The sequence below is a fragment of the Microbacterium phyllosphaerae genome, from assembly GCF_017876435.1.
In the GTDB taxonomy this organism is placed as follows: domain Bacteria; phylum Actinomycetota; class Actinomycetes; order Actinomycetales; family Microbacteriaceae; genus Microbacterium; species Microbacterium phyllosphaerae.
On sequence record NZ_JAGIOA010000001.1, the window covers coordinates 2,145,629 to 2,167,050 of the forward strand.

Consider the following 21,422-nt stretch of genomic DNA (forward strand, 5'->3'; position numbering starts at 1 on the left):
ATGACACACGCTCGCGCGTCATACGGATTCGCGAGTCTAAACAAAGAAGGAGAGACCTCTTGGAAGGTCCTGAAATCACCGCCACCGAGGCCGTTCTCGACAACGGCCGCTTCGGCACCCGCACCATCCGCTTCGAGACCGGCCGCCTCGCGCAGCAGGCTCAGGGCGCAGTCGCCGCCTACCTCGACGGCGAGACCATGCTCCTCTCGGCCACGAGCGCAGGAAAGCACCCGCGCGAAGGCTTCGACTTCTTCCCGCTGACGGTCGACGTCGAAGAGCGTTCGTACGCAGCCGGCAAGATCCCCGGCTCGTTCTTCCGTCGTGAGGGTCGCCCCTCGACCGAGGCGATCCTCGTCTGCCGTCTGATCGACCGCCCGCTGCGTCCGTCGTTCGTCGACGGTCTCCGCAACGAGGTCCAGATCGTCATCACCGTGCTCTCGATCGCTCCCGGCGAGTTCTACGACGCTCTCGCGATCAACGCGGCCTCCGCGTCGACGCAGATCTCGGGTCTCCCGTTCTCGGGCCCCGTCGCCGGTGTGCGCCTCGCGTTCATCCCGGGCCAGGGCGAGCACGCCGACCAGTGGGTCGCGTTCCCCACCGCCGAGCAGGTCAGCGAGGCAGTGTTCGACCTGATCGTCGCCGGTCGTGTCGTCACCAAGTCCGACGGCACCGAGGACGTCGCGATCATGATGGTCGAGGCTGAGGCCACCGAGGGCAGCTGGAACCTGATCAAGGCCGGGGCCACCAAGCCCGACGAGGCCGTCGTCGCGCAGGGTCTCGAGGCGTCCAAGCCGTTCATCGCCCAGCTCGTCAAGGCTCAGGCCGAGCTCGCCGCCACCGCGGCGAAGGAGCCGGGCGTGTACCCGGTCTTCCCGCCGTACTCCAGCGAGGTCTACGACTTCGTGGCCGAGCGCTCCTACGACGACCTGGTGAACGTCTACCAGATCGCCGACAAGCAGGAGCGTCAGGGCAAGGACGACGAGGTCAAGGACCGCGTCAAGGCGCAGCTCATCGAAGCGGTCGAGGCCGGCAACCTGCCTGCGGGCGCTCCGCTCGAGTTCTCCGCGGCGTACAAGTCGGTCACGAAGAAGATCGTCCGCGGTCGCATCCTCACGGAGAGCGTGCGCATGGACGGCCGTGGCCTGGCGGACATCCGTCCGCTCGACGCCGAGGTGCAGGTCATCCCGCGCGTCCACGGCTCGGCGATCTTCCAGCGCGGCGAGACCCAGATCATGGGCATCACCACGCTGAACATGCTCAAGATGGAGCAGCAGATCGACTCGCTGTCGCCCACGACGAGCAAGCGCTACATGCACCACTACAACTTCCCGCCCTACTCGACCGGTGAGACCGGCCGGGTCGGTTCGCCGAAGCGTCGCGAGATCGGGCACGGCTTCCTCGCCGAGCGCGCACTCGTGCCGGTGCTGCCGAGCCGCGAGGAGTTCCCCTACGCGATCCGTCAGGTCTCCGAGGCGCTGAGCTCCAACGGCTCGACGTCGATGGGCTCCGTCTGCGCGTCGACCCTGTCGCTCCTGAACGCGGGTGTGCCGCTGCGCGCAGCCGTCGCCGGTATCGCGATGGGTCTCGTCTCCGACGAGGTCAACGGTGAGACGCGCTACGCCGCACTCACCGACATCCTCGGTGCGGAGGACGCGCTCGGCGACATGGACTTCAAGGTCGCCGGTACCAGCGAGTTCGTCACGGCCATCCAGCTCGACACGAAGCTCGACGGCATCCCGTCGTCGGTGCTCGCCGGCGCGCTGACCCAGGCCCGCGACGCACGTCTGACGATCCTCAACGTCCTGAACGCCGCGATCGACGCTCCCGACGAGATGGCGCCGACCGCGCCGCGCGTCATCAGCGTGCAGATCCCGGTCGACAAGATCGGCGAGCTGATCGGCCCGAAGGGCAAGACGATCAACGCGATCCAGGACGAGACCGGCGCGCAGATCTCCATCGAGGAGGACGGCACCGTCTACATCGGCGCGACCGACGGCCCCTCGGCCGAGGCAGCCCGTGCCCAGGTCAACGCGATCGCCAACCCGACCAACCCCGAGGTGGGCGAGCAGTTCCTCGGAACCGTCGTCAAGATCGCGACGTTCGGTGCGTTCGTCTCGCTGCTCCCGGGCAAGGACGGACTGCTGCACGTCACCGAGGTGCGCAAGCTCGCCGGTGGCAAGCGTGTCGAGAACGTCGACGACGTGCTGTCGGTCGGTCAGAAGATCCTCGTGAAGATCACGAAGATCGACGACCGCGGCAAGCTGTCGCTCGAGCCCGTGCTCGACGACGCTCCCGCAGCGGACGCCGCTCCTGCTGAAGAGGCCGCAGCCGAGTAATCGGAGCGCTTCGATACGAGGCCCGGGCCCGTCCTTGCGGACGGCCCGGGCTTCGTCGTATCCGATGTGACCAAACCGTTATGGGAAGTTCTTGCGCCGTTCCCCGGATTGGTCGGCGAGTTCGCGGATGTCGCTTACTCTCGAAGTACGCACCGGGGGGTGCATTACAGGCAGTGACGCAGGTCGGTACGCACCGACTGACGCGGGGGTGAGGATATGCGGTTGTTCAGCGTAGGCGCAGGCACGTCGCCCGAACGCGCGCAGCAGGGCGCGGCAGAGCACCCGTCCGCACCCATCCCGATCGTCGGACCCGGGATAGGGGAGAGCATCCGCGTCCCACTCGGCGAGACCGGCCTCGACACCTTCCCCCTGATGCTCGGCGCGGCGGAGTTCGGCTGGAACGTCGATCTCGAGACGAGCCACGGGATCCTCGACCGCTACGTCGAGTTCGGCGGCAACGCGATCCACACCGCTGACGGCTTCTCAGGCGGGCGCAGCGAGCACATCATCGGCCAGTGGCTGCAGTCGCGTGGACAGCGCGAGCGCGCGGTGCTCAGCGTGAGGATCGGCGCGCACGCTGACAATCCCGGTCTCGGATCCGTCAACCTGGTCCGAGCGGTCGAAGGCTCGCTCACACGGCTGGGAGTCGAGCGCATCGACGTGCTCTACCTCGACGCGACCCTCGACAAGACCACGAACCTCGAGGACACGCTCGCGACCGTCGAGTGGATGGTCGATGCGGGCAAGATCGGTGCCCTCGGCGCCTTCGGATTCGCGCCGGAGCGACTCGTCGAGGCTCGCATCCTCGCCTCGGCGGGGTACCCGCGCATCGAGGTCATCGACTCGCCCTACAACCTCGTCCGCCGACAGCCGTTCGAGGGTGATCTGCGCCTCGTGGCGGGTGCGCAGGGCCTCGCGGTGACACCGTCGCACGCCCTGGAGCACGGGTTCCTCTCCGGGAGGCATCGCAGCAAGGCGCTGACCTCGAGAGGAGTGCGTGGCGAGCAGCTCCGCGGTCATCTCAACCGTCGGGGGACCAAGATCCTGCGGGCCCTCGACCAGGTGGCCACCGAGCTCGAGGTGCCGGTCGCCGCCGTCTCGATCGCCTGGTTGCTCGCGCAGCGAACGATCGCGGCGCCGATCGTCAACACCTTCGCGACCGATCACGTCGACGAGCTGATGCAGGGCGCAGGGGTCACGCTGTCGCGTGCCCAGGTCGCTGAGCTCACCCGCGCCGGCAACTGAGCGTCGTAACGCCCTGTCACAGACCTGGCATAGGGTGGAGTGAATCCCGGCAAGCGCTGTCGATGAAGCGAGCGAGTTTGTGACGCATTACATATATCTGGTCAGACATGGTGAACATCAGGACGCCGAGCACGGTCTCGCCGACGGACCCCTGTCGCCACGAGGCCAGCGTCAGGCGGAGCTGATCGCAGACCGGCTCTCGGGTCTGCCGCTCGATGCCGTCTGGCATTCGCCGCTGCTGCGAGCCAATGAGACGGCTCGGGCGATCGCAGCCCGCCTGCCGTCCGTCGACCCCGAGCCGACCGCTCTGCTGTTCGACTGCGTGCCCACCGGCATGACCGAAGAGACGCCTGCAGCCTACGAACCGTTCTTCGGCTCGATCACCGAGGCCGAGCTCGAGGCCGGCCGGGCCCAGATGTTCGACGCGGTGAACGAGTTCCTGGTGCGCAAGCCGGGCGACGTGCACGAGGTGCTCATCACGCACAACTTCGTGATCTCGTGGTTCGTGCGCGAGGTCCTCGGCGCGCCCGAGTGGCGCTGGATGACCCTCAACCAGGCGCACTGCGGGCTGACCGTGATCGCTCAGAAGCAGGGGCGTCCGTGGACGCTGCTCACCCACAACGACACAGGGCACCTCCCCGTGGAGCTGCGGACGGGGATCCCCGACACGATGCCGGTCTGATTCGCCGTGCTCCGGCCCGCCTGGGCGGTCGGGGAGCACCCGAGAAATAGACTGAACGCATGACCACGCAGGTAGCACTCGTCGGCGGCACCGGAAAGCTCGGCTCGATCATCCACGCGGTGATCGACGAGCTCGAGGGTTTCGAGGTGAGTCGCGTGCTCACGTCTCGGAGCGATCTCGCCGATCTCGAGGGCGCCGGACTGGTGATTGATGCGACCACGCCTCAGGTGAGCGTCGACGTCGTCCGAGCAGCGGTCGAGCGACAGATCAACGTCCTCGTCGCGACGTCGGGCTGGTCGAGCGAGCGCATCGCGCTCGTACGACCGCTCGTCGAGAACGCCGGCACCGGCGTCGTCTTCATCCCGAACTTCTCGCTCGGGTCCGTGCTCGGGTCGGCTCTCGCGGCGGCTGCGGCCCCGTTCTTCGGATCGGCAGAGATCATCGAGGCGCATCACGAGGCCAAGGTCGATTCTCCGAGCGGGACCGCGATCCGCACCGCCGAGCTGATCGCGGCCGCACGCGTCGAGCAGGGCCCCGTCAGCGCTCCGCATGCCGATCAGCGTGCACGGGGGCAGCAGGTCGGCAGCGTGCCGATCCATTCGCTGCGTCGTCCCGGCGTCATCGCCAAGCAGGAGGTCATCCTCTCCGGGCCCGGAGAGTCGTTGACGTTCACCCATGACACCGTCGACCCCGCTCTCGCCTACGCTCCCGGGATCCGTCTCGCCGTCCCCTTCGCGGCTCAGGCGACCGGTGTGTTCATCGGCCTCGAGAGCATGATCGACATCGGCATCCGCTCGTGATGTCGCGGATCGGCGTGGGTCTCATGGGTGCGGCCCTGCTCGTCTATCTCGCGGTCGCCGTCTGGCTCGCGGTGATGTTCTTCGCCGTGGGGACACCCGTGTCGATCGGAATGGGGATCGCGCTCATCGTGCTCGCCCCGATCGGAGCCTGGGCGCTCGTGCGAGAGATGCAGTTCGGCTTCGGTGCCGACCGTCTCGGCCGGCAGCTGGACGCCGAGGGCGGCATGCCTGAGGCGGAGACTGAACTCACCCCCAGCGGACGGATCGCCCGCGCCGATGCCGACCCGCTGATCCAGCGGTACGTCGCGGACGCGGACGCGGCACCGGGGGACTGGCGGGCCCGCTATCGCCTGGGTGTGGTGCAGGATGCGGCGGGGCGTCGAAAAGACGCCCGCGCCAGCATCCGTGAGGCGATCCGCCTCGCCCGGGTCTGACCCGATTCAGGCGAGTGTGGCCTCGAGCGTGATCTCGATGCCGGCGAGAGCCTGAGACACGGGGCAACCCACCTTGGCCTCGGCTGCGATCGTCTGGAACGCCTCGGGAGTGAGTCCAGGCACGACGGCGTTGACGTTGAGGTGGCTGCCGGTGATGCCGACCCCCGGCTTGAAAGTGACCGACGCGCTGGTGTTGACGCGCTCCGGTGGGGTGCCGTTCTCCGACAGGGCGTGGGAGAGCGCCATGCTGAAGCAGGAGGCATGAGCCGCGGCGATCAGTTCCTCAGGAGTGGTGGTGGTGTCGCTGCCCTCGCTGCGGGCCTTCCAGTTGATCGGGAAGGTGCCGAGCTTCGACGACGAGAAGGCGACGGTGCCCGAGCCCTCCGCGAGGGATCCGGTCCAGGTGGTGGTGGCTTCGCTGGTAACGGGCATGATTCCTCCGGTTCTCGCGCCGCGGGATGTGCGCTCGCGTGTGGGGCCAGCCTATCGACCGGGTGCGCCCGGCGGAACCGTGCTCAGGCGGCGGAGGGCGCCCGACCGAGGATGCCGGCTCGCTGCAGCAGCAGGTAGATCTGGCATCCGAGGCAGAACGAGAACGCGGCGTTGAGGAAGGCGGCGATGAACGCGGCAGCCGTCGCGATCGGCAGCGCCCACGGCACACCGACGAGGTGCAGGACGAGGCCGATCGTGACGACGAAGAGCCCGACGCCCTGCGCGAAGCGCGGAGGGCGAGGGTCCTCGAGCTCGGTGGGCGGCGCGAGCCGCGGGCGCACGAATCGGCGGAACACGACGCCCCAGGGTGCCGTCGCCGGGGAGAGCACGCTCCAGAGGAAGAGCAGGGCGATGACGGCCGTGAGGAGGAACCCGGGATCGATCGCCCGCTGGAGCAGCGTGGCAGCCTTGATGGCCGCGATGCCGCCGGCCGTCCGCGCCGTCGAGATGCCGATGAGGCCGAGGAAGGTCGCGGCGAGCAGCAGCACGGTCGTGATCGTCGCGGCGAAGCGCGGTCCACGAGGGTCGATACCTGCGGGAGTGGTCATCTCTGCTCCAGTCGTTCCCGCCTCAGACGGCGGCGAGTGCTTCGGTGAGTGCGTGGCGATGCGGGACGCCGTGGAACCGTGCGCGGACGGCGCCGGAGCCGTCGACGATGAACGTCGTCGGGGTCTGCAGCACCTTGTATCGTGCCGAGAGATCGGGTCGATGCGTGAGGTCGACCTCGAGGTGGTGCAGGCCGTCGGTGTCTGCGACGTAGCTCGACAGCATCCTGCGCACCTGCGGGCAGCGTGCGCACATCTCGGTGCTGAACTGCACGAGCGTGGCGTGCGCACCGAGCCGACCGGCGTCCGCATCGGCCGGATCGAACAGGAGGTGCCCGCCTCCTCGACGTCGTCCGTCGAGCAGCCGCAGCACGATCCCGACGACGGCGGCGACCACGAGGAGCGCTCCGATCACGGTGAGGGCGATTCCGGGCGACATGGATAGAGAATAAGTGCCACTCGAACACGCAGGGGCCGATGTGTCGCATCGTGACGAACGAGCTCGCTGCCCCGGCGGGCGGGTAGTCTGGCAGACATGAGCGCAGCCGTCCCGACGCCGTATGAAGACCTGCTCCGCGACGTGCTGGAGTCCGGCACGCACAAGTCGGATCGCACCGGCACGGGGACCACGAGCGTCTTCGGCAGGCAGATCCGGTTCGACCTCTCGCAGGGATTCCCGCTGATCACGACGAAGCGCGTTCACTTCAAGTCGATCGCCTACGAGCTCCTCTGGTTCCTCAGGGGTGACTCCAACGTCAAATGGCTGCAGGAGAACGGCGTCACCATCTGGGACGAGTGGGCGGATGCCTCGGGCGATCTCGGCCCCGTCTACGGCGTTCAGTGGCGGTCCTGGCCCACGCCCGACGGACAGAGCATCGATCAGTTGAGCGACGTGATCGATCAGATCCGCAAGGCTCCCGATTCCCGCCGACTGATCGTCTCGGCGTGGAATCCGGCGGACATCCCCGACATGGCCCTCGCGCCGTGCCACGCGCTCTTCCAGTTCTATGTCGCCGACGGCAAACTCTCCTGCCAGCTCTACCAGCGCAGTGCCGATCTGTTCCTCGGCGTCCCGTTCAACATCGCCTCGTACGCGCTGCTGACGCTGATGGTGGCGCAGCAGGTCGGCCTGGAACCGGGCGACTTCGTCTGGACCGGTGGTGACTGCCACATCTACGACAACCACCTCGAGCAGGTGCGCGAGCAGCTGAGTCGCGAGGCGTATCCCTACCCGTCGCTGCGCTTCGCCCGGAAGCCGGAGTCGATCTTCGACTACGCCTACGACGACTTCGTCGTCGAGGACTACCAGCACCACGCCCCGATCAGGGCGGCGGTGGCGGTGTGACGTGGGTCGGCCTGATCTGGGCCGAAGCGCAGGGCGGTGTCATCGGAGCCGAAGGCGGAATGCCGTGGAACGTCCCCGAAGATCTCGCGCACTTCAAGGAGAAGACCCTCGGGGCGCCCGTGATCATGGGGCGAAAGACCTGGGACTCCCTGCCTGAACGGTTCCGCCCTCTCCCCGGACGCGAGAACATCGTCATCACCCGCCGACAGGACTGGGCCGAAGAGGGCGTGACCCGCGCAGCCACCGTCACCGCTGCGGTGCGCGGACACGAGAAGGTCTGGATCATCGGTGGAGCCGAGATCTTCCGACTCGTGATCGCCGACGCCGACCGGCTCGAGGTCACCGAACTCGATCTCGCCGTCGCGGGCGACGCGTACGCCCCGTCGAAGGCCGGATGGCGTCTGGTCGACGAGGGGGAGTGGCAGACCTCGCGCTCGGGAGTCCGCTTCCGCTTCCTGGGATACGAGCGCTGATGCCCACCGCACTGATCACGGGAGCGAGCGCCGGGCTCGGCGTCGAGTTCGCCCGTCAGCTTGCCCGTCGTCGTGCCGATCTCGTGCTGGTGGCCCGCTCGGCGGATGCTCTCGAGAGCGTCGCGGCCGAACTGCGCAGCGAGTACGGCATCGCGGTCGAGATCATCGTCGCGGATCTCTCCGTCGCCGCCGATGTCGACAGGGTCGCCGACCGTCTCCGTGACGCCTCCGATCCGGTGGATCTGCTGATCAACAACGCCGGCTTCGGCCTGCCTCTGCAGTTCGCCGACAACGACATCGATGACGAGGTGCGGCACCTCCGCGTCCACGTCGAGGCGTCGATGCGCCTCATGCACGCGGCGCTCGGGTCGATGCGCGGCCGCGGTGGACGCATCATCAACGTCGCATCCGTCGCCGGTTTCATCTCCCGCTCGACGTACTCGGCCTGCAAGAGCTGGCTCATCGGCTTCAGCCGCTGGGCGAACGCCGAGTACGCCGCCGACAGGGTCAGTGTGACCGCGGTCTGCCCCGGGTTCACGCACACGACCTTCCACGAGCGGATGGGGCTCGCGCCCGGGCACGAGGGCGTCCCGGCGTTCATGTGGCTGGATGCACGTGATGTCGTGCGCGAAGGCCTCCGAGATGCGGCGCGAGGCAAGGCCGTCTCGATCCCGTCGCTGCGCTACAAAGCGATCGTCGCGCTCGCGAGTCTGCTCCCGAGCTCGGTGACCTCCGGCGTCGCGCGACGGGGTCGCGTCTGACCTGAGCCTTCCGTGCGTCGACGCCTCGGTCTCCCTAGGATCGACAGTATGGGATGGCTGTTCGGCAGGAAGCGGGACTCCGACGACGCGAACGAGGTTCTGCGGCGCTACAACGAGGCCGAGGCCGCGCGCCTCGCAGTCATGACAGCCGGGGGCTCCGCTGCGACGACGACCGGGCAGACTGCTCGGTTTCCGGCATCGGACCCTCTGTCTGTGAACACCTCCTCGACGGAATTCACCGTCGAGGACGTTTTCACCATCACGGGTCGCGGAGTGGTCGCGACGGGCAGCGTGACGTCGGGCGTGCTCCGGGTCGACGACGACATCGCGGTGCTGCGTGACGGTGCTGTGCAGGCGCAGACGCGGATCGTCGAGATCGAGATGTTCCGCAAGCGCGCGAACGAAGCCAAGGCGGGCGAGCTCGTCGGGCTGGTGCTCCGGGACAAGGTCGCCATCGCCCGCGGCGATGTCATCCGCGCTGCCCGGTCTGCGTGAGCGTCACGCGAACCGATACGCTTGGGGGCATGACGCACTCGGGCAACCCTTTCGGACAGGTTCTCGTCGCGCTCGTCACTCCGATGACGGCCGACGGTGAAGTCGATTGGCCCGCCGTCGAGAAGCACATCGATGATGTCATCACCGCAGGTGCTGACGGAATCGTCGTGACGGGAACGACCGGCGAGACCTCGACCCTCACGGACCCCGAGAAGCTCAAGCTGGTCGAGATCGGCAAGTCGGTCTCCGCCGGTCGCGCCAAGATCATCACGGGTGGCGGATCCAACGAGACCGCCCACGCGATCGAGCTGTACAAGGCCAGCGAGAAGGCCGGCGCCGACGGCATCATGATCGTCACGCCGTACTACAACAAGCCCACGCAGGCCGGCATCCTGACCCACTTCCGCCTGGTGGCCGACGCCACCGACCTCCCGGTGATCCTCTACGACATCCCGGGACGCACGGGCGTGCCGATCAAGTACGAGACCATCCTGCGACTCGCGAAGCACCCGAACATCCTCGCCGTGAAGGACGCCAAGGGCGACTTCTCCGAAGTGAGCCGCGTGCTCAACCAGACCGACCTCATGTACTTCTCGGGCGACGACGCGAACGTGCTTCCGCACCTCGCGATCGGCGCGACCGGTCTGATCGGCGTGACCGCGAACATCGCCGCGACTCCGTACCGCACCATCATCGACGCGGTGAACCGCGGCGACCTCACGACCGCGACCGCGGAGCACAAGCGCCTGGAGCCGCTGGTGCGCGCCGTCATGACGCACGTGCCGGGCACGGTCGCGGCGAAGTACATCCTGCACGGACTCGGCCGTATCTCGAGCCCGCGCGTCCGTCTGCCGCTCGTCGGTCCCGAAGAGTGGGAGGCCGCCCTCATCGAGGACGAGCTCGATCTCGTGAAGGACGTTCCAGGCGCAGACTTCTCCAACTTCCGCCCCGACCGCAACGCGGCCGCGGGCGGTGCCCTGCCGAAGGTGCACGGCACGACCCGCTGACACCGGGCGCGGTGAGCCGCGTCACAACGAACGAACGGACGCGTGGAGTGTCCGACTGAGGAGACAGCATGTCCACCCCGATCGCAGAACCCGCAGCACTCGACGAGGGGACGCTGCGGGTCACCCCGCTCGGCGGCCTCGGCGAGATCGGCCGCAACATGACGATCTTCGAGTTCGACGGCAAGATCCTGATCGTCGACTGCGGCGTGCTCTTCCCCGAAGAGCACCAGCCGGGCGTCGATCTGATCCTGCCGGACTTCGAGCCGATCAAGGGACGCCTCGACGACATCGTCGGAGTGGTCCTCACGCACGGTCACGAGGACCACATCGGCGCGGTTCCCTACCTGCTCCGCCTCAAGAGCGACATCCCCGTCATCGGATCGGGTCTCACGCTCGCCCTCGTCGAGGCCAAGCTCAAGGAACACCGCATCAAGGCCTTCACCCTCACGGTGAAGGAAGGGCAGCGCGAGCAGGTCGGCCCGTTCGATCTCGAGTTCGTCGCGGTCAACCACTCGATCCCCGATGCGCTCGCGGTCGCGATCCGCACGCCCGCGGGCCTCGTGCTGGCGACCGGTGACTTCAAGATGGACCAGCTGCCGCTCGACGGCCGCATCACCGACCTCCGTGCGTTCGCGCGCCTCGGCGAGGAGGGCGTCGACCTGTTCCTGGTCGACTCCACGAACGCGGACGTGCCCGGCTTCACGCCGACCGAGCGCTCGATCGGACCGGTGCTCGACCAGGTGATCGGCAAGGCTCCGCGCCGCGTGATCGTCGCGAGCTTCTCCAGTCACGTGCACCGAGTGCAGCAGGTCCTCGACGCGGCCCACGCGCACGGACGCCGCGTCGCGCTGCTCGGGCGGAGCATGCTGCGCAACATGACGATCGCCGAGGACCTCGGCTATCTGAAGGTGCCGAGCGGTCTGCTGATCGACTACAAGAAGGCGCGCGATCTTCCCGACGACAAGATCGTCTACATGTCCACGGGGTCGCAGGGTGAGCCGATGGCCGTGCTCAGCCGCATGGCGAACCTCGACCACGCGATCGAGCCCGGCCCCGGCGACACCGTCATCCTGGCGTCCAGTCTGATCCCCGGCAACGAGAACGCCGTGTACCGCGTGATCGACGGCCTGACCAAGCTCGGCGCGAACGTGGTCCACAAGGCCAACGCGAAGGTCCATGTCTCGGGGCACGCGGCCGCAGGCGAGCTGATCTACTGCTACAACATCCTCAAGCCGAAGAACGTCCTCCCCGTGCACGGCGAGTACCGTCACCTGATCGCGAACGCGAAGCTCGCTCAGGACACCGGCGTCGAGGCCGAACGGACGATCATCGCCTCGAACGGCACGGTGATCGATCTGAAGGACGGTGACGCCCGCGTGGTCGGTCAGCTCGACCTCGGTTTCGTCTACGTCGACGGCTCGACGGTGGGCGCCATCACCGACGCCGACCTCAAGGACCGCCGCATCCTGGCCGAAGAGGGCTTCGTCTCGGTGATCGTCGTGGTGGATGCCCAGACCGGGCGGATCATCTCGGGCCCGGAGATCCATGCACGAGGTATCGCGGAAGACGACTCCGTGTTCGACGACGTCACGCCGAAGATCATCGCCGCGCTCAAGGAGGCGTCCGGCAACGGCGTCCGCGACACGCATGCGCTCTCTCAGGTCATCCGCCGCACGATCGGACGCTGGGTCAACCAGAAGCTCCGCCGTCGTCCGATGATCGTCCCCCTCGTCATCGAAGCCTGATCACGCGGTCGCGCGTTCACAGTGGGACGACACCCGGCTGTAACGCGCGCACCGTAGGCTCTGTGCATGTCGGACTCCTTCTCGATCAGACCCGCCGCGCAGGCGGACGGGAGCTTTCTCGGCGACATGGTCGTCGAGGCGGCGAACTGGCGCTCGGGCGGAGCGCGGGCGCGCCATGAGATCCTGACCGCGACCGAGCACCGACGTTACATCGCAGGGTGGATGCGGCCGGCGGACGCGGGTTTCGTGGCGATCGACACCGAGGGGCAGCCCATCGGTGCTGCCTGGTACCGGATGCTGTCGCAGGATGACCCCGGCTTCGGCTTCGTGGGAACGGCGGTGCCTGAACTCATCATCGGAGTTCAGCCGATCTGGCGTGCCCACGGCGTCGGCCGGACGCTGCTGCGCCGGTTGGTGGCACACGCGGGGGAGCAGGGCCACCCGAGGATCAGCCTGAGCGTGGAACGCGACAACTTCGCACGCACCCTCTATCGGTCGGAGGGGTTCGTCGTCACGGACATCGGGGATGCCCGCGACACCATGGTGCACCGCGCGTCCTGAAGGGGGCCGCCGCACCCGCGCGAAGACGCCGGAATGCCGCGTCATTACGGGAAATGTCGGCCTCTGGTCGTAACGTGAGAGCATGGCCAGGAGTACCACGAAGTCAGCGCGCGCGTCCGAGAGCGCCACGCCTCGCCCCAAGAGGCAGGCCGCTCCGAAGGCTCAGGCTGCGCCGAAGAAATACATCGACGAACTCGACAAGCCTCCCGTCGCCGTGCGCGCGTGGGCCGGTCTTGCCCACGGCGTCGGCGGACTCTTCCGTGCGTTCGGTCCTGAGACCCTCGAGAAGGACGACCGGCGTGACGGCTTCCCGTTCCTGCTCGTGCTGCTCGCGATCGCCGGCGCAGTCAACGAGTGGTTCTTCATCGGCAACGAGGTCGCCTCGAACATCAGCGCCTACTCGGTCGGTCTGCTGGTCGGCCGCGTCGCCTTCGTGATGCCGGTGCTGCTTCTGCTGCTGGCCGGTTGGCTGTTCCGTCATCCGTCCTCCGTCCACGACAACGGGCGCATCGGCATCGGGTTCGGCCTCTTCGTGCTCACCCTCGCGGGCTTCTGCCACATCGCCGCCGGCCGAGCCGACTCGGCAGGACTGCTGGTGCGTGCCCAGCCGAAAGACGGCATGCCGGCACTGAGCGAGGCCGGCGGTCTCTTCGGATGGATGGTTGGCGAGCCCCTCTCGTACCTCACGCCCGTCGGCGCCTACATCGTGCTGACGCTCCTCGCGGGGCTCAGCGTGCTGATCCTCACCAAGACGCCGCCGAACCGCATCGGTCAGCGACTCGGCGACCTGTACGCGTGGATGTTCGATGCCGAGCGCACCGAGAAGCCGTCGAAGGACGCGGTCGCGATCGACGACGCCGACAAGGTCGACGACCCGGATGTCCTGCCCTGGTGGCGGCGGAACAAGACGGGTCGTGAAGAGGACCCCGACGAGGGGACTCTCGGATCCGACGACATCACCGCTCTCCTCACCACCTCCGAGCCGACGCCCGCCTACGACCAGGCCGTCGTGGTCGAAGACCCGTACGATGCCGCGACCGAAGTGCTGTCCGATGTGCGCTCCGTGACGGAGTCGTTGGCCGGTCAGCAGACCACTGCGCTGCTCGATGACGGGTCCGACACGGGCGAGGTTCCCGAGCTGCCGGGTCTCGACGGCTTCGGAACCTCCGGGCCGGGGGAGCGGGGCCCCCAGGCGCCCGTCGCTCCGTACATCCTGCCGTCCCCGGGGCTGCTCGTCGAAGGGCCGCCCCCGGTCGTCCGTTCCGAGGCGACCGACAAGGTGATCGAGCAGATCACGAGCGTGCTGAGCCAGTTCAAGGTCGATGCGAAGGTGACCGGCTTCTCGCGGGGCCCGACGGTCACGCAGTACGAGGTCGAGGTCGGTCACGGCGTCAAGGTCGAGAAGATCCTCCAGCTGAGCAACAACTTCGCGTACGCCGTCGCTTCCAACGACGTGCGCATCCTGTCGCCGATCCCGGGCAAGAGCGCCATCGGCATCGAGATCCCCAACGCCGACAAGGAGATGGTCGCGCTCGGCGACGTGCTGCGGTCCCCGGCCGCGCACAAGAGCACGCATCCGATGACCATCGGCGTCGGAAAAGACGTCGGCGGCAACATCGTCATCGCGAACCTCGCGAAGATGCCTCACCTCCTCGTCGCCGGTTCCACGGGTTCCGGTAAGTCGAGCTTCGTGAACTCCATGATCACGAGCCTGCTGATGCGCGCGCGGCCCTCGGACGTGCGGATGGTCCTCATCGACCCGAAGCGCGTCGAGCTCACGAGCTATGCGGGTGTTCCGCACCTGATCACGCCGATCATCACGAACCCCAAGAAGGCCGCCGAGGCACTCCAGTGGGTCGTGAAGGAGATGGACATGCGGTACGACGACCTCGCGTCGTTCGGATTCCGCCACATCGACGATTTCAACCGCGCAGTGCGTGCAGGCGAGGTCGAGCTGCCCGTGGGCAGCGAGCGGGTGCTCAAGCCGTACCCGTATCTCCTCGTGGTCGTCGACGAGCTCGCCGACCTGATGATGGTCGCTCCCCGTGACGTCGAGGACTCGATCGTCCGCATCACCCAGCTCGCTCGAGCCTCCGGGATCCACCTGGTGCTCGCGACGCAGCGACCGAGCGTCGACGTCGTCACAGGTCTGATCAAGGCCAATGTGCCCTCCCGACTCGCATTCGCCGTGACCAGCGTCACCGACAGCCGAGTGATCCTCGACAGCCCAGGTGCAGACAAGCTGATCGGGCAGGGTGACGCGCTCTTCTCACCGATGGGCTCGTCGAAGCCGTTCCGTCTGCAGGGTGCGTGGGTCGACGAGAAGGAGATCGACGCGGTCGTGAAGCACGTCACCCGCCAGGCTCGGCCGGACTACCGTGCCGACGTCCAGGAGGCGATGGAGCCGACCAAGAAGAAGGAGGTCGACGAGGACATCGGAGACGATCTCGAGCTGCTGCTCGCGGCGGCCGAGCTCATCGTGTCTTCGCAGTTCGGATCGACGTCGATGCTCCAGCGCAAGCTGCGCGTGGGCTTCGCGAAGGCCGGTCGCCTGATGGACCTTCTGGAGTCGCGCGAGATCGTCGGGCCCTCCGAAGGGTCTAAGGCAAGGGACGTGCTGGCTACCGCCGAGCAGCTGCCGCAGGTCATGGCGAAGCTCCGAGGCGACGACGCGCCGACCGCAGCACCCACAGTGGCCCCGGCGACGGCCGCGGGCCTGCCGCATGACCCGGTCGAGGCCCAGTTCCAGGGGCTTCCGGTCGTCGAAGCCGATGACGATGGCGATGAAGACGCCTGGGGATTGACGGGACGCGACTGATGGCCATCCCTCGGCAGCTTCCCAACGCGATCACCATCGCTCGCATACCTCTCGCGGTCGTCTTCCTCGTCCTGCTCCTGATCGGGGGAACCTACGGCATCGGTGACATCACTGTGCGCTGGATCGCGGCTGTCCTCTTCATCGTGGCGATCTCGACGGACTGGGTCGACGGCTACCTCGCGCGCAAGTACGAGATCGTCAGCGACTTCGGCAAGCTCTGGGATCCGATCGCAGACAAGCTCCTCACGGGGGCGGGCTTCATCGGTCTCGCACTGCTGGGCGAACTGAGCTGGTGGCTCGTCATCATCATCCTGATCCGCGAGTGGGGCATCACGATCCATCGCCTGATCGTCGCGAAGGAGCACGTCGTCGCTGCGGCGTGGATGGGCAAGATCAAGACAGCGGTGCAGGCCGTCGCCCTGTCCTGGGCGCTGCTCCCTCTCCACGTGGTGATCGGGCTCGAGCCGTGGGTTCTCGTGACGGCGATCCTGATGATCGTGGTCCTGATCCTCACGGTGGTGAGCGGCATCGACTACATCGTCGCGCAGGTCCGAGGGTCTCGGCAGTCGTCGTGACGACGGCATCGGGGGCACTGGACGCTCTCGTCGAACGCGGGTGGACGCTGGGCGTCGCGGAGTCTCTGACAGGTGGCGCCCTCGCGGCGGAGATCGTGTCCGTCCCCGGGGCGTCGCTCGCGCTGCTGGGCGCCGTCGTCGCCTACGCGACGCCGGTGAAGCGCACGCTTCTCGGAGTGGACGCCGACCTACTGGCCGCATACGGCCCCGTGCACCCCGAGGTCGCGCGGCAGATGGCAGACGGGGTGCGACGCGCGGTGAGCGTGGACGGGCGCGCTGCGGACGTGGGGGTATCGACCACCGGCATCGCCGGGCCCGCGTCCCCCGACGGTCAGCCCGTCGGCACGGTGCACATCGCGGTCGTGACGCCGACCTCAGCCGTGAGCGAGTCCCACATCTTCCCCGGCGATCGCGCGGAGATCCGCGCGCAGACCGTCGATGCCGCGGTCGCTCTGCTGCGTCGAATCGTGCGGGAATAGGCGCGGCATGAGTTCCGTTGTCATCAATGTGCTCACACCGAAAGCACAGCGTGCGAAGGTAGATTTTGTGAAGGTCGGTAGGACTAGACTGGCGATCTCATCGGGGGAGACCTCGAGAAGACGATCTGGGAGGAGGTTCCGATGATTCTTGTACGACAGGAAATCGGCGATGTGCTGAGGGACTTCCGCCTGCAGAAGGGGCGTACGCTCCGGCAGGTTGCAAGCAAGGCATCCGTCGCCCTCGGCTACCTCAGCGAGGTGGAACGAGGTCAGAAAGAGGCATCGAGCGAGATCCTCGCCTCGGTGGCCGATGCGCTCGACGTTCCCATCTCGATCATCATGCGCGAGGTCGGAGACCGCATCTCCGTGCTCGAGGGCATTCAGGTGTTCCCGGACGTCGTCCCTGACGACCTGGTCGCCTCGATCGAGCCCGAGCTCTCGCTCCACTGAACCCTCCGGGCGCTTCCTCTCCATGAGACGCAGTGAATTCCTCCGCGCCGTCGACGCGGAGTTCGGTGGCCGTGGGCCGTCTCTCGTCAGCGACCTCGTCCTGACACAGCTCTCCGGACGCACCGCCGATCAGGCGTTGGACGACGGAGTTCCTCCTCGCGATATCTGGCTCGCCCTCTGCGCAGAGACGGATGTGCCCGCCGAACGCCGTCATGGTGCCGGGCGCCTGGAGCCGCGCAAGAGGTGAGCCCTCGGCCCGCTCGACGTGTTCGACGCCTGACGTCGCGACACGCCATAGCGGCGTGTTGTCGAATATGTGTTCGAAACCGGCGTAGTCTTCTGCACAAGTGGTTCAGAGATCTTGTTCTCCCTGTTTCCCGGTGCCGGCGACTCAATGTCCGAGGCCCCTCGTACGGTGAGAAGCAAGCCGAAGAGCCATACGCCTTGTCGGAGAGTTCCGCCCAGCCGGGAGGACCGCGACAGCCTACAGGCGGCACCACGCGAGCATAAGGAGCCCGTCATGCCATCACCCGCTGACCGCGAGAAGTCCCTCGAGACCGCACTCGCACAGATCGATCGCCAGTTCGGAAAGGGCTCGGTCATGCGGCTGGGCAGCGACGAGCGTGCCCCCGTCGCCGTGATCCCGACCGGCTCCATCGCCCTCGACGTCGCTCTCGGCGTCGGAGGCCTCCCGCGTGGTCGAATCGTAGAGATCTACGGTCCGGAGTCGTCCGGTAAGACGACGCTCACGCTGCACGCGATCGCTAATGCTCAGCGTGCCGGCGGAATCGCGGCCTTCATCGATGCTGAGCACGCGCTCGACCCCGACTACGCGGCGAAGCTCGGCGTCGACATCGATGCCCTTCTCGTCTCGCAGCCTGACACGGGTGAGCAGGCTCTGGAGATCGCGGACATGCTCGTGCGTTCCGGGGCCATCGACCTCATCGTCATCGACTCCGTGGCGGCTCTCGTGCCGCGCGCCGAGATCGAGGGTGAGATGGGCGACTCGCACGTCGGTCTCCAGGCTCGACTGATGTCCCAGGCGCTGCGAAAGCTCACGGGTGGACTCAACCAGACGAACACGACGATGATCTTCATCAACCAGCTGCGCGAGAAGATCGGTGTCTTCTTCGGATCGCCCGAGACCACCGCGGGTGGAAAGGCGCTGAAGTTCTACGCGTCGGTTCGCATGGACATCCGCCGAATCGAGACGCTCAAGGACGGCACCGATGCGGTCGGAAACCGCACCAGGGTCAAGGTTGTGAAGAACAAGATGGCTCCGCCCTTCAAGCAGGCGGAGTTCGACATCCTCTATGGTGTCGGCATCTCACGCGAGGGCAGCCTGATCGACTTCGGTGTCGAGCACGGCATCGTCAAGAAGTCGGGTTCCTGGTACACCTACGACGGTGATCAGCTCGGGCAGGGCAAGGAGAACGCGCGTACGTTCCTGCTCAAGAACCCAGACATCGCACTGGCGATCGAGACGCAGATCAAGCAGAAGCTCGGTATCGGCGGCGCCGTCGAAGCACCGGCTGACGAGCTCGCTGAGCGTCGTCCGGCGTGATCGTGATGGTTCTGGGGTGTGTGGCAACCGGAGCGAACCATGAGTGAGGGCGGGGGCGAGCGGGATCAGCTCGCCCCCGTCATCCCGCTGTTCGGACGGACTGCCGCGCGCTCGGGCTCCACCGGCGACGGTTCAGGGGCCGGTGGGCCGGCTCGTGACGACCGCACCGGGTCTGGTCGAGCCGGAGCCGGAACCGACGGGCTGGCCGAAGTCACCGGATCATCTGACGCAGGTGCGCGATCCGGGTCGGAGCTGGCTGAGAATTCTCGAGCCGATGTCTCCACGTGGAACTCCACGTGGAGTGATCTCGGCTCGACGAAAGCCTCGACGCCCGATTCCCGAGATCCGAGCGACCGGCACCCCGCTCGCGGTGCCGCGGCACGGTCCGCACCGCGCTTGCGTGCACTGCAGCCGTCGGACGATCTCGGCGGCGAGGTCGGAGGCGTGGATCCTGCACGCGTGCGTGAAGCCGCGGAAGAGATTCTCGTGCGCAAGTTGCGCTCTCGATCGCTCTCGATCTCCGAAGCGCGCATGGTGCTCAAAGGGTACGAGCAAGACGGAGCGCGGCTCGACTCGGGCGCGATCGACGACGTCCTCGACGACTTCTGTCGACGGGGGTATCTCGACGATGCTCTCCTCGCCGGTCAACTCGTCACCTCGGGGGTCGAGCGAAAGGGTCAGGGCCGCGTGGCGCTCTCGAGAGCTCTGGCCCAGCGCGGGATTCCTCGTGATGTGGTCGACGCGGCGCTCGACGAGCTGCCCGACGACGATGCCGAGCGGGCGCTCGAGTACGCGCGCACCAAGGCACGGGGCCTGTCTCGTCTCGACGGCGACACCGCGTTGCGGCGCCTGGTCGGTCAGCTCTCCCGCCGCGGGTACAACGGCTCGGTCGCGATGACCGCTGCGAAGAGGGCTCTCGCCGAGGCCTCTTTCGGCGGGTCGACATCCGGGGTCCGTTTCGTCGACTCCGACTGACGAGTCTGGCCTCGAGGGTGTCGGGTTCCGGGTCGGTACCGCTCGGGCGTCCGCTCGGGAAGCGCTCGTACAATGGGGGAATCATGACTATCCCGCGCAGTGAACCGACGATCATCAGCTCGTCGTCGGCAGCAATCGACTCCGACGGTCGCACCCGCTCGTACGAGGTGCGCACCTTCGGGTGCCAGATGAACGTCCACGACTCCGAGCGACTCTCGGGGTCTCTGGAGAGCGCAGGATACGTCCGCGCCTCCGACGGCACTGAGGCCGACGTGGTGATCATCAACACGTGCGCGGTCCGCGACAACGCTGCAGGGAAGCTCTACGGCACCCTGGGCCAGCTGGCGGCGGTCAAACGTCGCAAGGACGGCATGCAGATCGCTGTCGGCGGATGCCTCGCGCAGATGGACAAGCAGGCAGTGCTCGACAAGGCGCCCTGGGTCGATGTCGTCTTCGGCACACACAACATGGGTTCCCTCCCCGCACTCCTCGAGCGCGCGCGCCACAACGGCGACGCCGAGCTCGAGATCCTGGAATCGCTCGAAGTCTTCCCGTCCACCCTCCCCACCAAGCGTGACTCCGCTCACAGCGGCTGGGTCTCGATCTCCGTCGGGTGCAATAACACGTGCACTTTCTGCATCGTTCCGAGCCTCCGCGGCAAGGAGAAGGACCGGCGGCCGGGAGACATCCTGAACGAGATCCGGCTCCTGGTCGAAGACGGCGCGATCGAGGTGACCCTGCTCGGACAGAACGTCAACTCCTACGGAGTCGAGTTCGGAGACCGTCAGGCGTTCGGCAAGCTGCTGCGCGCCGCGGGAGAGATCCAAGGACTCGAGCGCATCCGCTTCACGAGCCCCCACCCCGCCGCCTTCACGGACGACGTGATCGATGCGATGGCCGAGACAGCGAACGTCATGCCGCAGCTGCACATGCCGCTGCAGTCCGGCAGCGACAGGATCCTCAAGGCGATGCGGCGTTCGTACCGGAGCGAGAGGTTCCTCGGGATCCTCGACCGGGTGCGGGACCGCATTCCGAACGCGGCGATCACCACCGACATCATCGTCGGATTCCCCGGTGAGACCGACGAGGACTTCGAAGACACGATGCGCGTGGTCGAGCAGGCCCGCTTCTCGAGCGCATTCACCTTCCAGTACTCGATCCGAGAGGGCACGCCCGCGGCGACCATGGAAGACCAGATTCCCAAGGCCGTGGTGCAGGAGCGCTACAACCGCCTGATCGCGCTGCAGGAGCGCATCTCCCTGGAAGAGAACCAGAGGCAGGTGGGCCGCGAGGTCGAGGTGCTCGTCTCCACGGGCGAGGGAAAGAAGGATGCCGAGACGCACCGCCTCACCGGACGAGGCGAGGACAACCGCCTCGTGCACTTCGAGGTCACGCCCGGATCCGCTGTGCCGCGGCCCGGTGACGTCGTCTCGGTGACGATCACCCATGCAGCGCCGTTCCATCTGCTCGCCGACGATCCCACCGGGGCACCGCTGCGCATCCGTCGCACCCGCGGCGGAGACGCATGGGATCGCGCGCAGGCGGACTCGTGCGCTGTTCCGGCGGCGACCACGGGTGACGGACCCCGCGCAGTCTCACTCGGCGTGCCGACGCTTCGCGTCGGCGTGTGACCCTTCCCC

Annotated in this window: 23 protein-coding genes; 20 read left to right on the top strand and 3 right to left on the bottom strand. The window is 67.2% G+C overall.

Annotation, left to right across the window (positions count from 1 at the left end):
- Positions 1 to 59: 59 nt before the first annotated feature.
- From JOF42_RS09945 to JOF42_RS09965, 5 genes are all read left to right on the top strand, one after another.
- A complete protein-coding gene (locus tag JOF42_RS09945; protein WP_210097712.1) occupies positions 60 to 2,336 on the top strand; it encodes a polyribonucleotide nucleotidyltransferase in 2,277 nt (758 codons plus the stop codon).
- A 216-nt stretch (positions 2,337 to 2,552) separates the two neighbouring features.
- Positions 2,553 to 3,581 (top strand): aldo/keto reductase, encoded by a 1,029-nt coding sequence (locus tag JOF42_RS09950; protein WP_210097713.1) that lies wholly within the window; start codon positions 2,553 to 2,555, stop codon positions 3,579 to 3,581.
- A gap of 79 nt (positions 3,582 to 3,660) precedes the next feature.
- Positions 3,661 to 4,263 (top strand): histidine phosphatase family protein, encoded by a 603-nt coding sequence (locus JOF42_RS09955; protein WP_210097714.1) that lies wholly within the window; start codon positions 3,661 to 3,663, stop codon positions 4,261 to 4,263.
- A gap of 59 nt (positions 4,264 to 4,322) precedes the next feature.
- On the top strand, positions 4,323 to 5,063 hold the full coding sequence (gene dapB, locus JOF42_RS09960; protein WP_210097715.1) for a 4-hydroxy-tetrahydrodipicolinate reductase: 741 nt from the start codon (positions 4,323 to 4,325) through the stop codon (positions 5,061 to 5,063).
- On the top strand, positions 5,063 to 5,497 hold the full coding sequence (locus JOF42_RS09965) for a hypothetical protein (RefSeq protein ID WP_210097716.1): 435 nt from the start codon (positions 5,063 to 5,065) through the stop codon (positions 5,495 to 5,497). Before dapB ends, JOF42_RS09965 begins: the two co-directional genes overlap by 1 nt.
- A 6-nt stretch (positions 5,498 to 5,503) precedes the next feature.
- On the opposite strand, the gene JOF42_RS09970 is transcribed toward JOF42_RS09965, so the two are convergent.
- The 3 genes from JOF42_RS09970 to JOF42_RS09980 form a co-directional block, all read right to left on the bottom strand.
- Positions 5,504 to 5,929 (bottom strand): OsmC family peroxiredoxin, encoded by a 426-nt coding sequence (locus JOF42_RS09970; RefSeq protein ID WP_056509444.1) that lies wholly within the window; start codon positions 5,927 to 5,929, stop codon positions 5,504 to 5,506.
- Between the two features lie 83 nt (positions 5,930 to 6,012).
- On the bottom strand, positions 6,013 to 6,537 hold the full coding sequence (locus JOF42_RS09975; protein ID WP_210097717.1) for a DUF4395 domain-containing protein: 525 nt from the start codon (positions 6,535 to 6,537) through the stop codon (positions 6,013 to 6,015).
- 22 nt (positions 6,538 to 6,559) lie between these two features.
- On the bottom strand, positions 6,560 to 6,973 hold the full coding sequence (locus tag JOF42_RS09980) for a thioredoxin family protein (protein ID WP_210097718.1): 414 nt from the start codon (positions 6,971 to 6,973) through the stop codon (positions 6,560 to 6,562).
- A 96-nt stretch (positions 6,974 to 7,069) separates the two neighbouring features.
- On the opposite strand from JOF42_RS09980, the gene JOF42_RS09985 reads away from it, so the two are divergent.
- From JOF42_RS09985 to miaB, 15 genes are all read left to right on the top strand, one after another.
- On the top strand, positions 7,070 to 7,879 hold the full coding sequence (locus JOF42_RS09985) for a thymidylate synthase (RefSeq protein WP_210097719.1): 810 nt from the start codon (positions 7,070 to 7,072) through the stop codon (positions 7,877 to 7,879).
- A complete protein-coding gene (locus tag JOF42_RS09990) occupies positions 7,876 to 8,352 on the top strand; it encodes a dihydrofolate reductase (protein ID WP_210097720.1) in 477 nt (158 codons plus the stop codon). The genes JOF42_RS09985 and JOF42_RS09990 overlap by 4 nt, the downstream gene beginning before the upstream one ends.
- Positions 8,352 to 9,113 carry an SDR family NAD(P)-dependent oxidoreductase gene (locus tag JOF42_RS09995; RefSeq protein WP_210097721.1) on the top strand — a complete coding sequence of 254 codons (762 nt, stop codon included), beginning with the start codon at positions 8,352 to 8,354 and terminating at the stop codon, positions 9,111 to 9,113. Before JOF42_RS09990 ends, JOF42_RS09995 begins: the two co-directional genes overlap by 1 nt.
- A 48-nt stretch (positions 9,114 to 9,161) precedes the next feature.
- Entirely contained in the window at positions 9,162 to 9,608 is a 447-nt protein-coding gene (locus JOF42_RS10000; protein ID WP_210097722.1) for an EF-Tu/IF-2/RF-3 family GTPase, read from the top strand.
- A gap of 29 nt (positions 9,609 to 9,637) precedes the next feature.
- Complete coding sequence (gene dapA / locus JOF42_RS10005) at positions 9,638 to 10,615, top strand: 4-hydroxy-tetrahydrodipicolinate synthase (RefSeq protein ID WP_056308113.1); 978 nt, start codon at positions 9,638 to 9,640, stop codon at positions 10,613 to 10,615.
- A gap of 68 nt (positions 10,616 to 10,683) precedes the next feature.
- Positions 10,684 to 12,360: a ribonuclease J gene (locus tag JOF42_RS10010; protein ID WP_210097723.1), complete on the top strand. Its 1,677-nt coding sequence runs from the start codon at positions 10,684 to 10,686 to the stop codon at positions 12,358 to 12,360.
- A gap of 66 nt (positions 12,361 to 12,426) precedes the next feature.
- A complete protein-coding gene (locus JOF42_RS10015; RefSeq protein WP_210097724.1) occupies positions 12,427 to 12,921 on the top strand; it encodes a GNAT family N-acetyltransferase in 495 nt (164 codons plus the stop codon).
- An 82-nt stretch (positions 12,922 to 13,003) separates the two neighbouring features.
- A complete protein-coding gene (locus tag JOF42_RS10020) occupies positions 13,004 to 15,739 on the top strand; it encodes an FtsK/SpoIIIE family DNA translocase (protein WP_210097725.1) in 2,736 nt (911 codons plus the stop codon).
- Positions 15,739 to 16,314, top strand: a complete 576-nt coding sequence (gene pgsA / locus JOF42_RS10025) for a CDP-diacylglycerol--glycerol-3-phosphate 3-phosphatidyltransferase (protein WP_210097726.1) — start codon at positions 15,739 to 15,741, stop codon at positions 16,312 to 16,314. Before JOF42_RS10020 ends, pgsA begins: the two co-directional genes overlap by 1 nt.
- Positions 16,311 to 16,793, top strand: a complete 483-nt coding sequence (locus tag JOF42_RS10030) for a CinA family protein (RefSeq protein ID WP_210097727.1) — start codon at positions 16,311 to 16,313, stop codon at positions 16,791 to 16,793. Before pgsA ends, JOF42_RS10030 begins: the two co-directional genes overlap by 4 nt.
- 141 nt (positions 16,794 to 16,934) lie before the next feature.
- Positions 16,935 to 17,243 (top strand): helix-turn-helix domain-containing protein, encoded by a 309-nt coding sequence (locus JOF42_RS10035; RefSeq protein WP_056509484.1) that lies wholly within the window; start codon positions 16,935 to 16,937, stop codon positions 17,241 to 17,243.
- A gap of 22 nt (positions 17,244 to 17,265) precedes the next feature.
- A complete protein-coding gene (locus tag JOF42_RS10040; protein ID WP_210097728.1) occupies positions 17,266 to 17,490 on the top strand; it encodes a DUF3046 domain-containing protein in 225 nt (74 codons plus the stop codon).
- 273 nt (positions 17,491 to 17,763) lie between these two features.
- The gene (recA, locus tag JOF42_RS10045) at positions 17,764 to 18,807 is read left to right on the top strand and encodes a recombinase RecA (RefSeq protein WP_056509487.1); all 1,044 of its coding nucleotides are present in this window, start codon (positions 17,764 to 17,766) and stop codon (positions 18,805 to 18,807) included.
- A gap of 39 nt (positions 18,808 to 18,846) precedes the next feature.
- Positions 18,847 to 19,782 carry a regulatory protein RecX gene (locus JOF42_RS17935; RefSeq protein ID WP_245340779.1) on the top strand — a complete coding sequence of 312 codons (936 nt, stop codon included), beginning with the start codon at positions 18,847 to 18,849 and terminating at the stop codon, positions 19,780 to 19,782.
- A gap of 83 nt (positions 19,783 to 19,865) precedes the next feature.
- Positions 19,866 to 21,413: a tRNA (N6-isopentenyl adenosine(37)-C2)-methylthiotransferase MiaB gene (gene miaB, locus JOF42_RS10055; RefSeq protein ID WP_210097729.1), complete on the top strand. Its 1,548-nt coding sequence runs from the start codon at positions 19,866 to 19,868 to the stop codon at positions 21,411 to 21,413.
- The last annotated feature ends 9 nt before the right edge of the window (positions 21,414 to 21,422 follow it).

Excerpts from the sequence above, each read along its gene's own strand:
- JOF42_RS09950 (WP_210097713.1), top strand. The coding sequence starts at position 2,553 with ATGCGGTTGTTCAGCGTAGGCGCAGGCACGTCGCCCGAACGCGCGCAG.
- dapB (WP_210097715.1), top strand. The coding sequence starts at position 4,323 with ATGACCACGCAGGTAGCACTCGTCGGCGGCACCGGAAAGCTCGGCTCG.
- JOF42_RS09965 (WP_210097716.1), top strand. The coding sequence starts at position 5,063 with ATGTCGCGGATCGGCGTGGGTCTCATGGGTGCGGCCCTGCTCGTCTAT.
- JOF42_RS09970 (WP_056509444.1), bottom strand. The coding sequence starts at position 5,929 with ATGCCCGTTACCAGCGAAGCCACCACCACCTGGACCGGATCCCTCGCG.
- JOF42_RS09975 (WP_210097717.1), bottom strand. The coding sequence starts at position 6,537 with ATGACCACTCCCGCAGGTATCGACCCTCGTGGACCGCGCTTCGCCGCG.
- JOF42_RS09980 (WP_210097718.1), bottom strand. The coding sequence starts at position 6,973 with ATGTCGCCCGGAATCGCCCTCACCGTGATCGGAGCGCTCCTCGTGGTC.
- JOF42_RS09985 (WP_210097719.1), top strand. The coding sequence starts at position 7,070 with ATGAGCGCAGCCGTCCCGACGCCGTATGAAGACCTGCTCCGCGACGTG.
- JOF42_RS09995 (WP_210097721.1), top strand. The coding sequence starts at position 8,352 with ATGCCCACCGCACTGATCACGGGAGCGAGCGCCGGGCTCGGCGTCGAG.
- JOF42_RS10000 (WP_210097722.1), top strand. The coding sequence starts at position 9,162 with ATGGGATGGCTGTTCGGCAGGAAGCGGGACTCCGACGACGCGAACGAG.
- dapA (WP_056308113.1), top strand. The coding sequence starts at position 9,638 with ATGACGCACTCGGGCAACCCTTTCGGACAGGTTCTCGTCGCGCTCGTC.
- JOF42_RS10010 (WP_210097723.1), top strand. The coding sequence starts at position 10,684 with ATGTCCACCCCGATCGCAGAACCCGCAGCACTCGACGAGGGGACGCTG.
- JOF42_RS10015 (WP_210097724.1), top strand. The coding sequence starts at position 12,427 with ATGTCGGACTCCTTCTCGATCAGACCCGCCGCGCAGGCGGACGGGAGC.
- JOF42_RS10020 (WP_210097725.1), top strand. The coding sequence starts at position 13,004 with ATGGCCAGGAGTACCACGAAGTCAGCGCGCGCGTCCGAGAGCGCCACG.
- pgsA (WP_210097726.1), top strand. The coding sequence starts at position 15,739 with ATGGCCATCCCTCGGCAGCTTCCCAACGCGATCACCATCGCTCGCATA.
- JOF42_RS10035 (WP_056509484.1), top strand. The coding sequence starts at position 16,935 with ATGATTCTTGTACGACAGGAAATCGGCGATGTGCTGAGGGACTTCCGC.
- JOF42_RS10040 (WP_210097728.1), top strand. The coding sequence starts at position 17,266 with ATGAGACGCAGTGAATTCCTCCGCGCCGTCGACGCGGAGTTCGGTGGC.
- recA (WP_056509487.1), top strand. The coding sequence starts at position 17,764 with ATGCCATCACCCGCTGACCGCGAGAAGTCCCTCGAGACCGCACTCGCA.
- JOF42_RS17935 (WP_245340779.1), top strand. The coding sequence starts at position 18,847 with ATGAGTGAGGGCGGGGGCGAGCGGGATCAGCTCGCCCCCGTCATCCCG.
- miaB (WP_210097729.1), top strand. The coding sequence starts at position 19,866 with ATGACTATCCCGCGCAGTGAACCGACGATCATCAGCTCGTCGTCGGCA.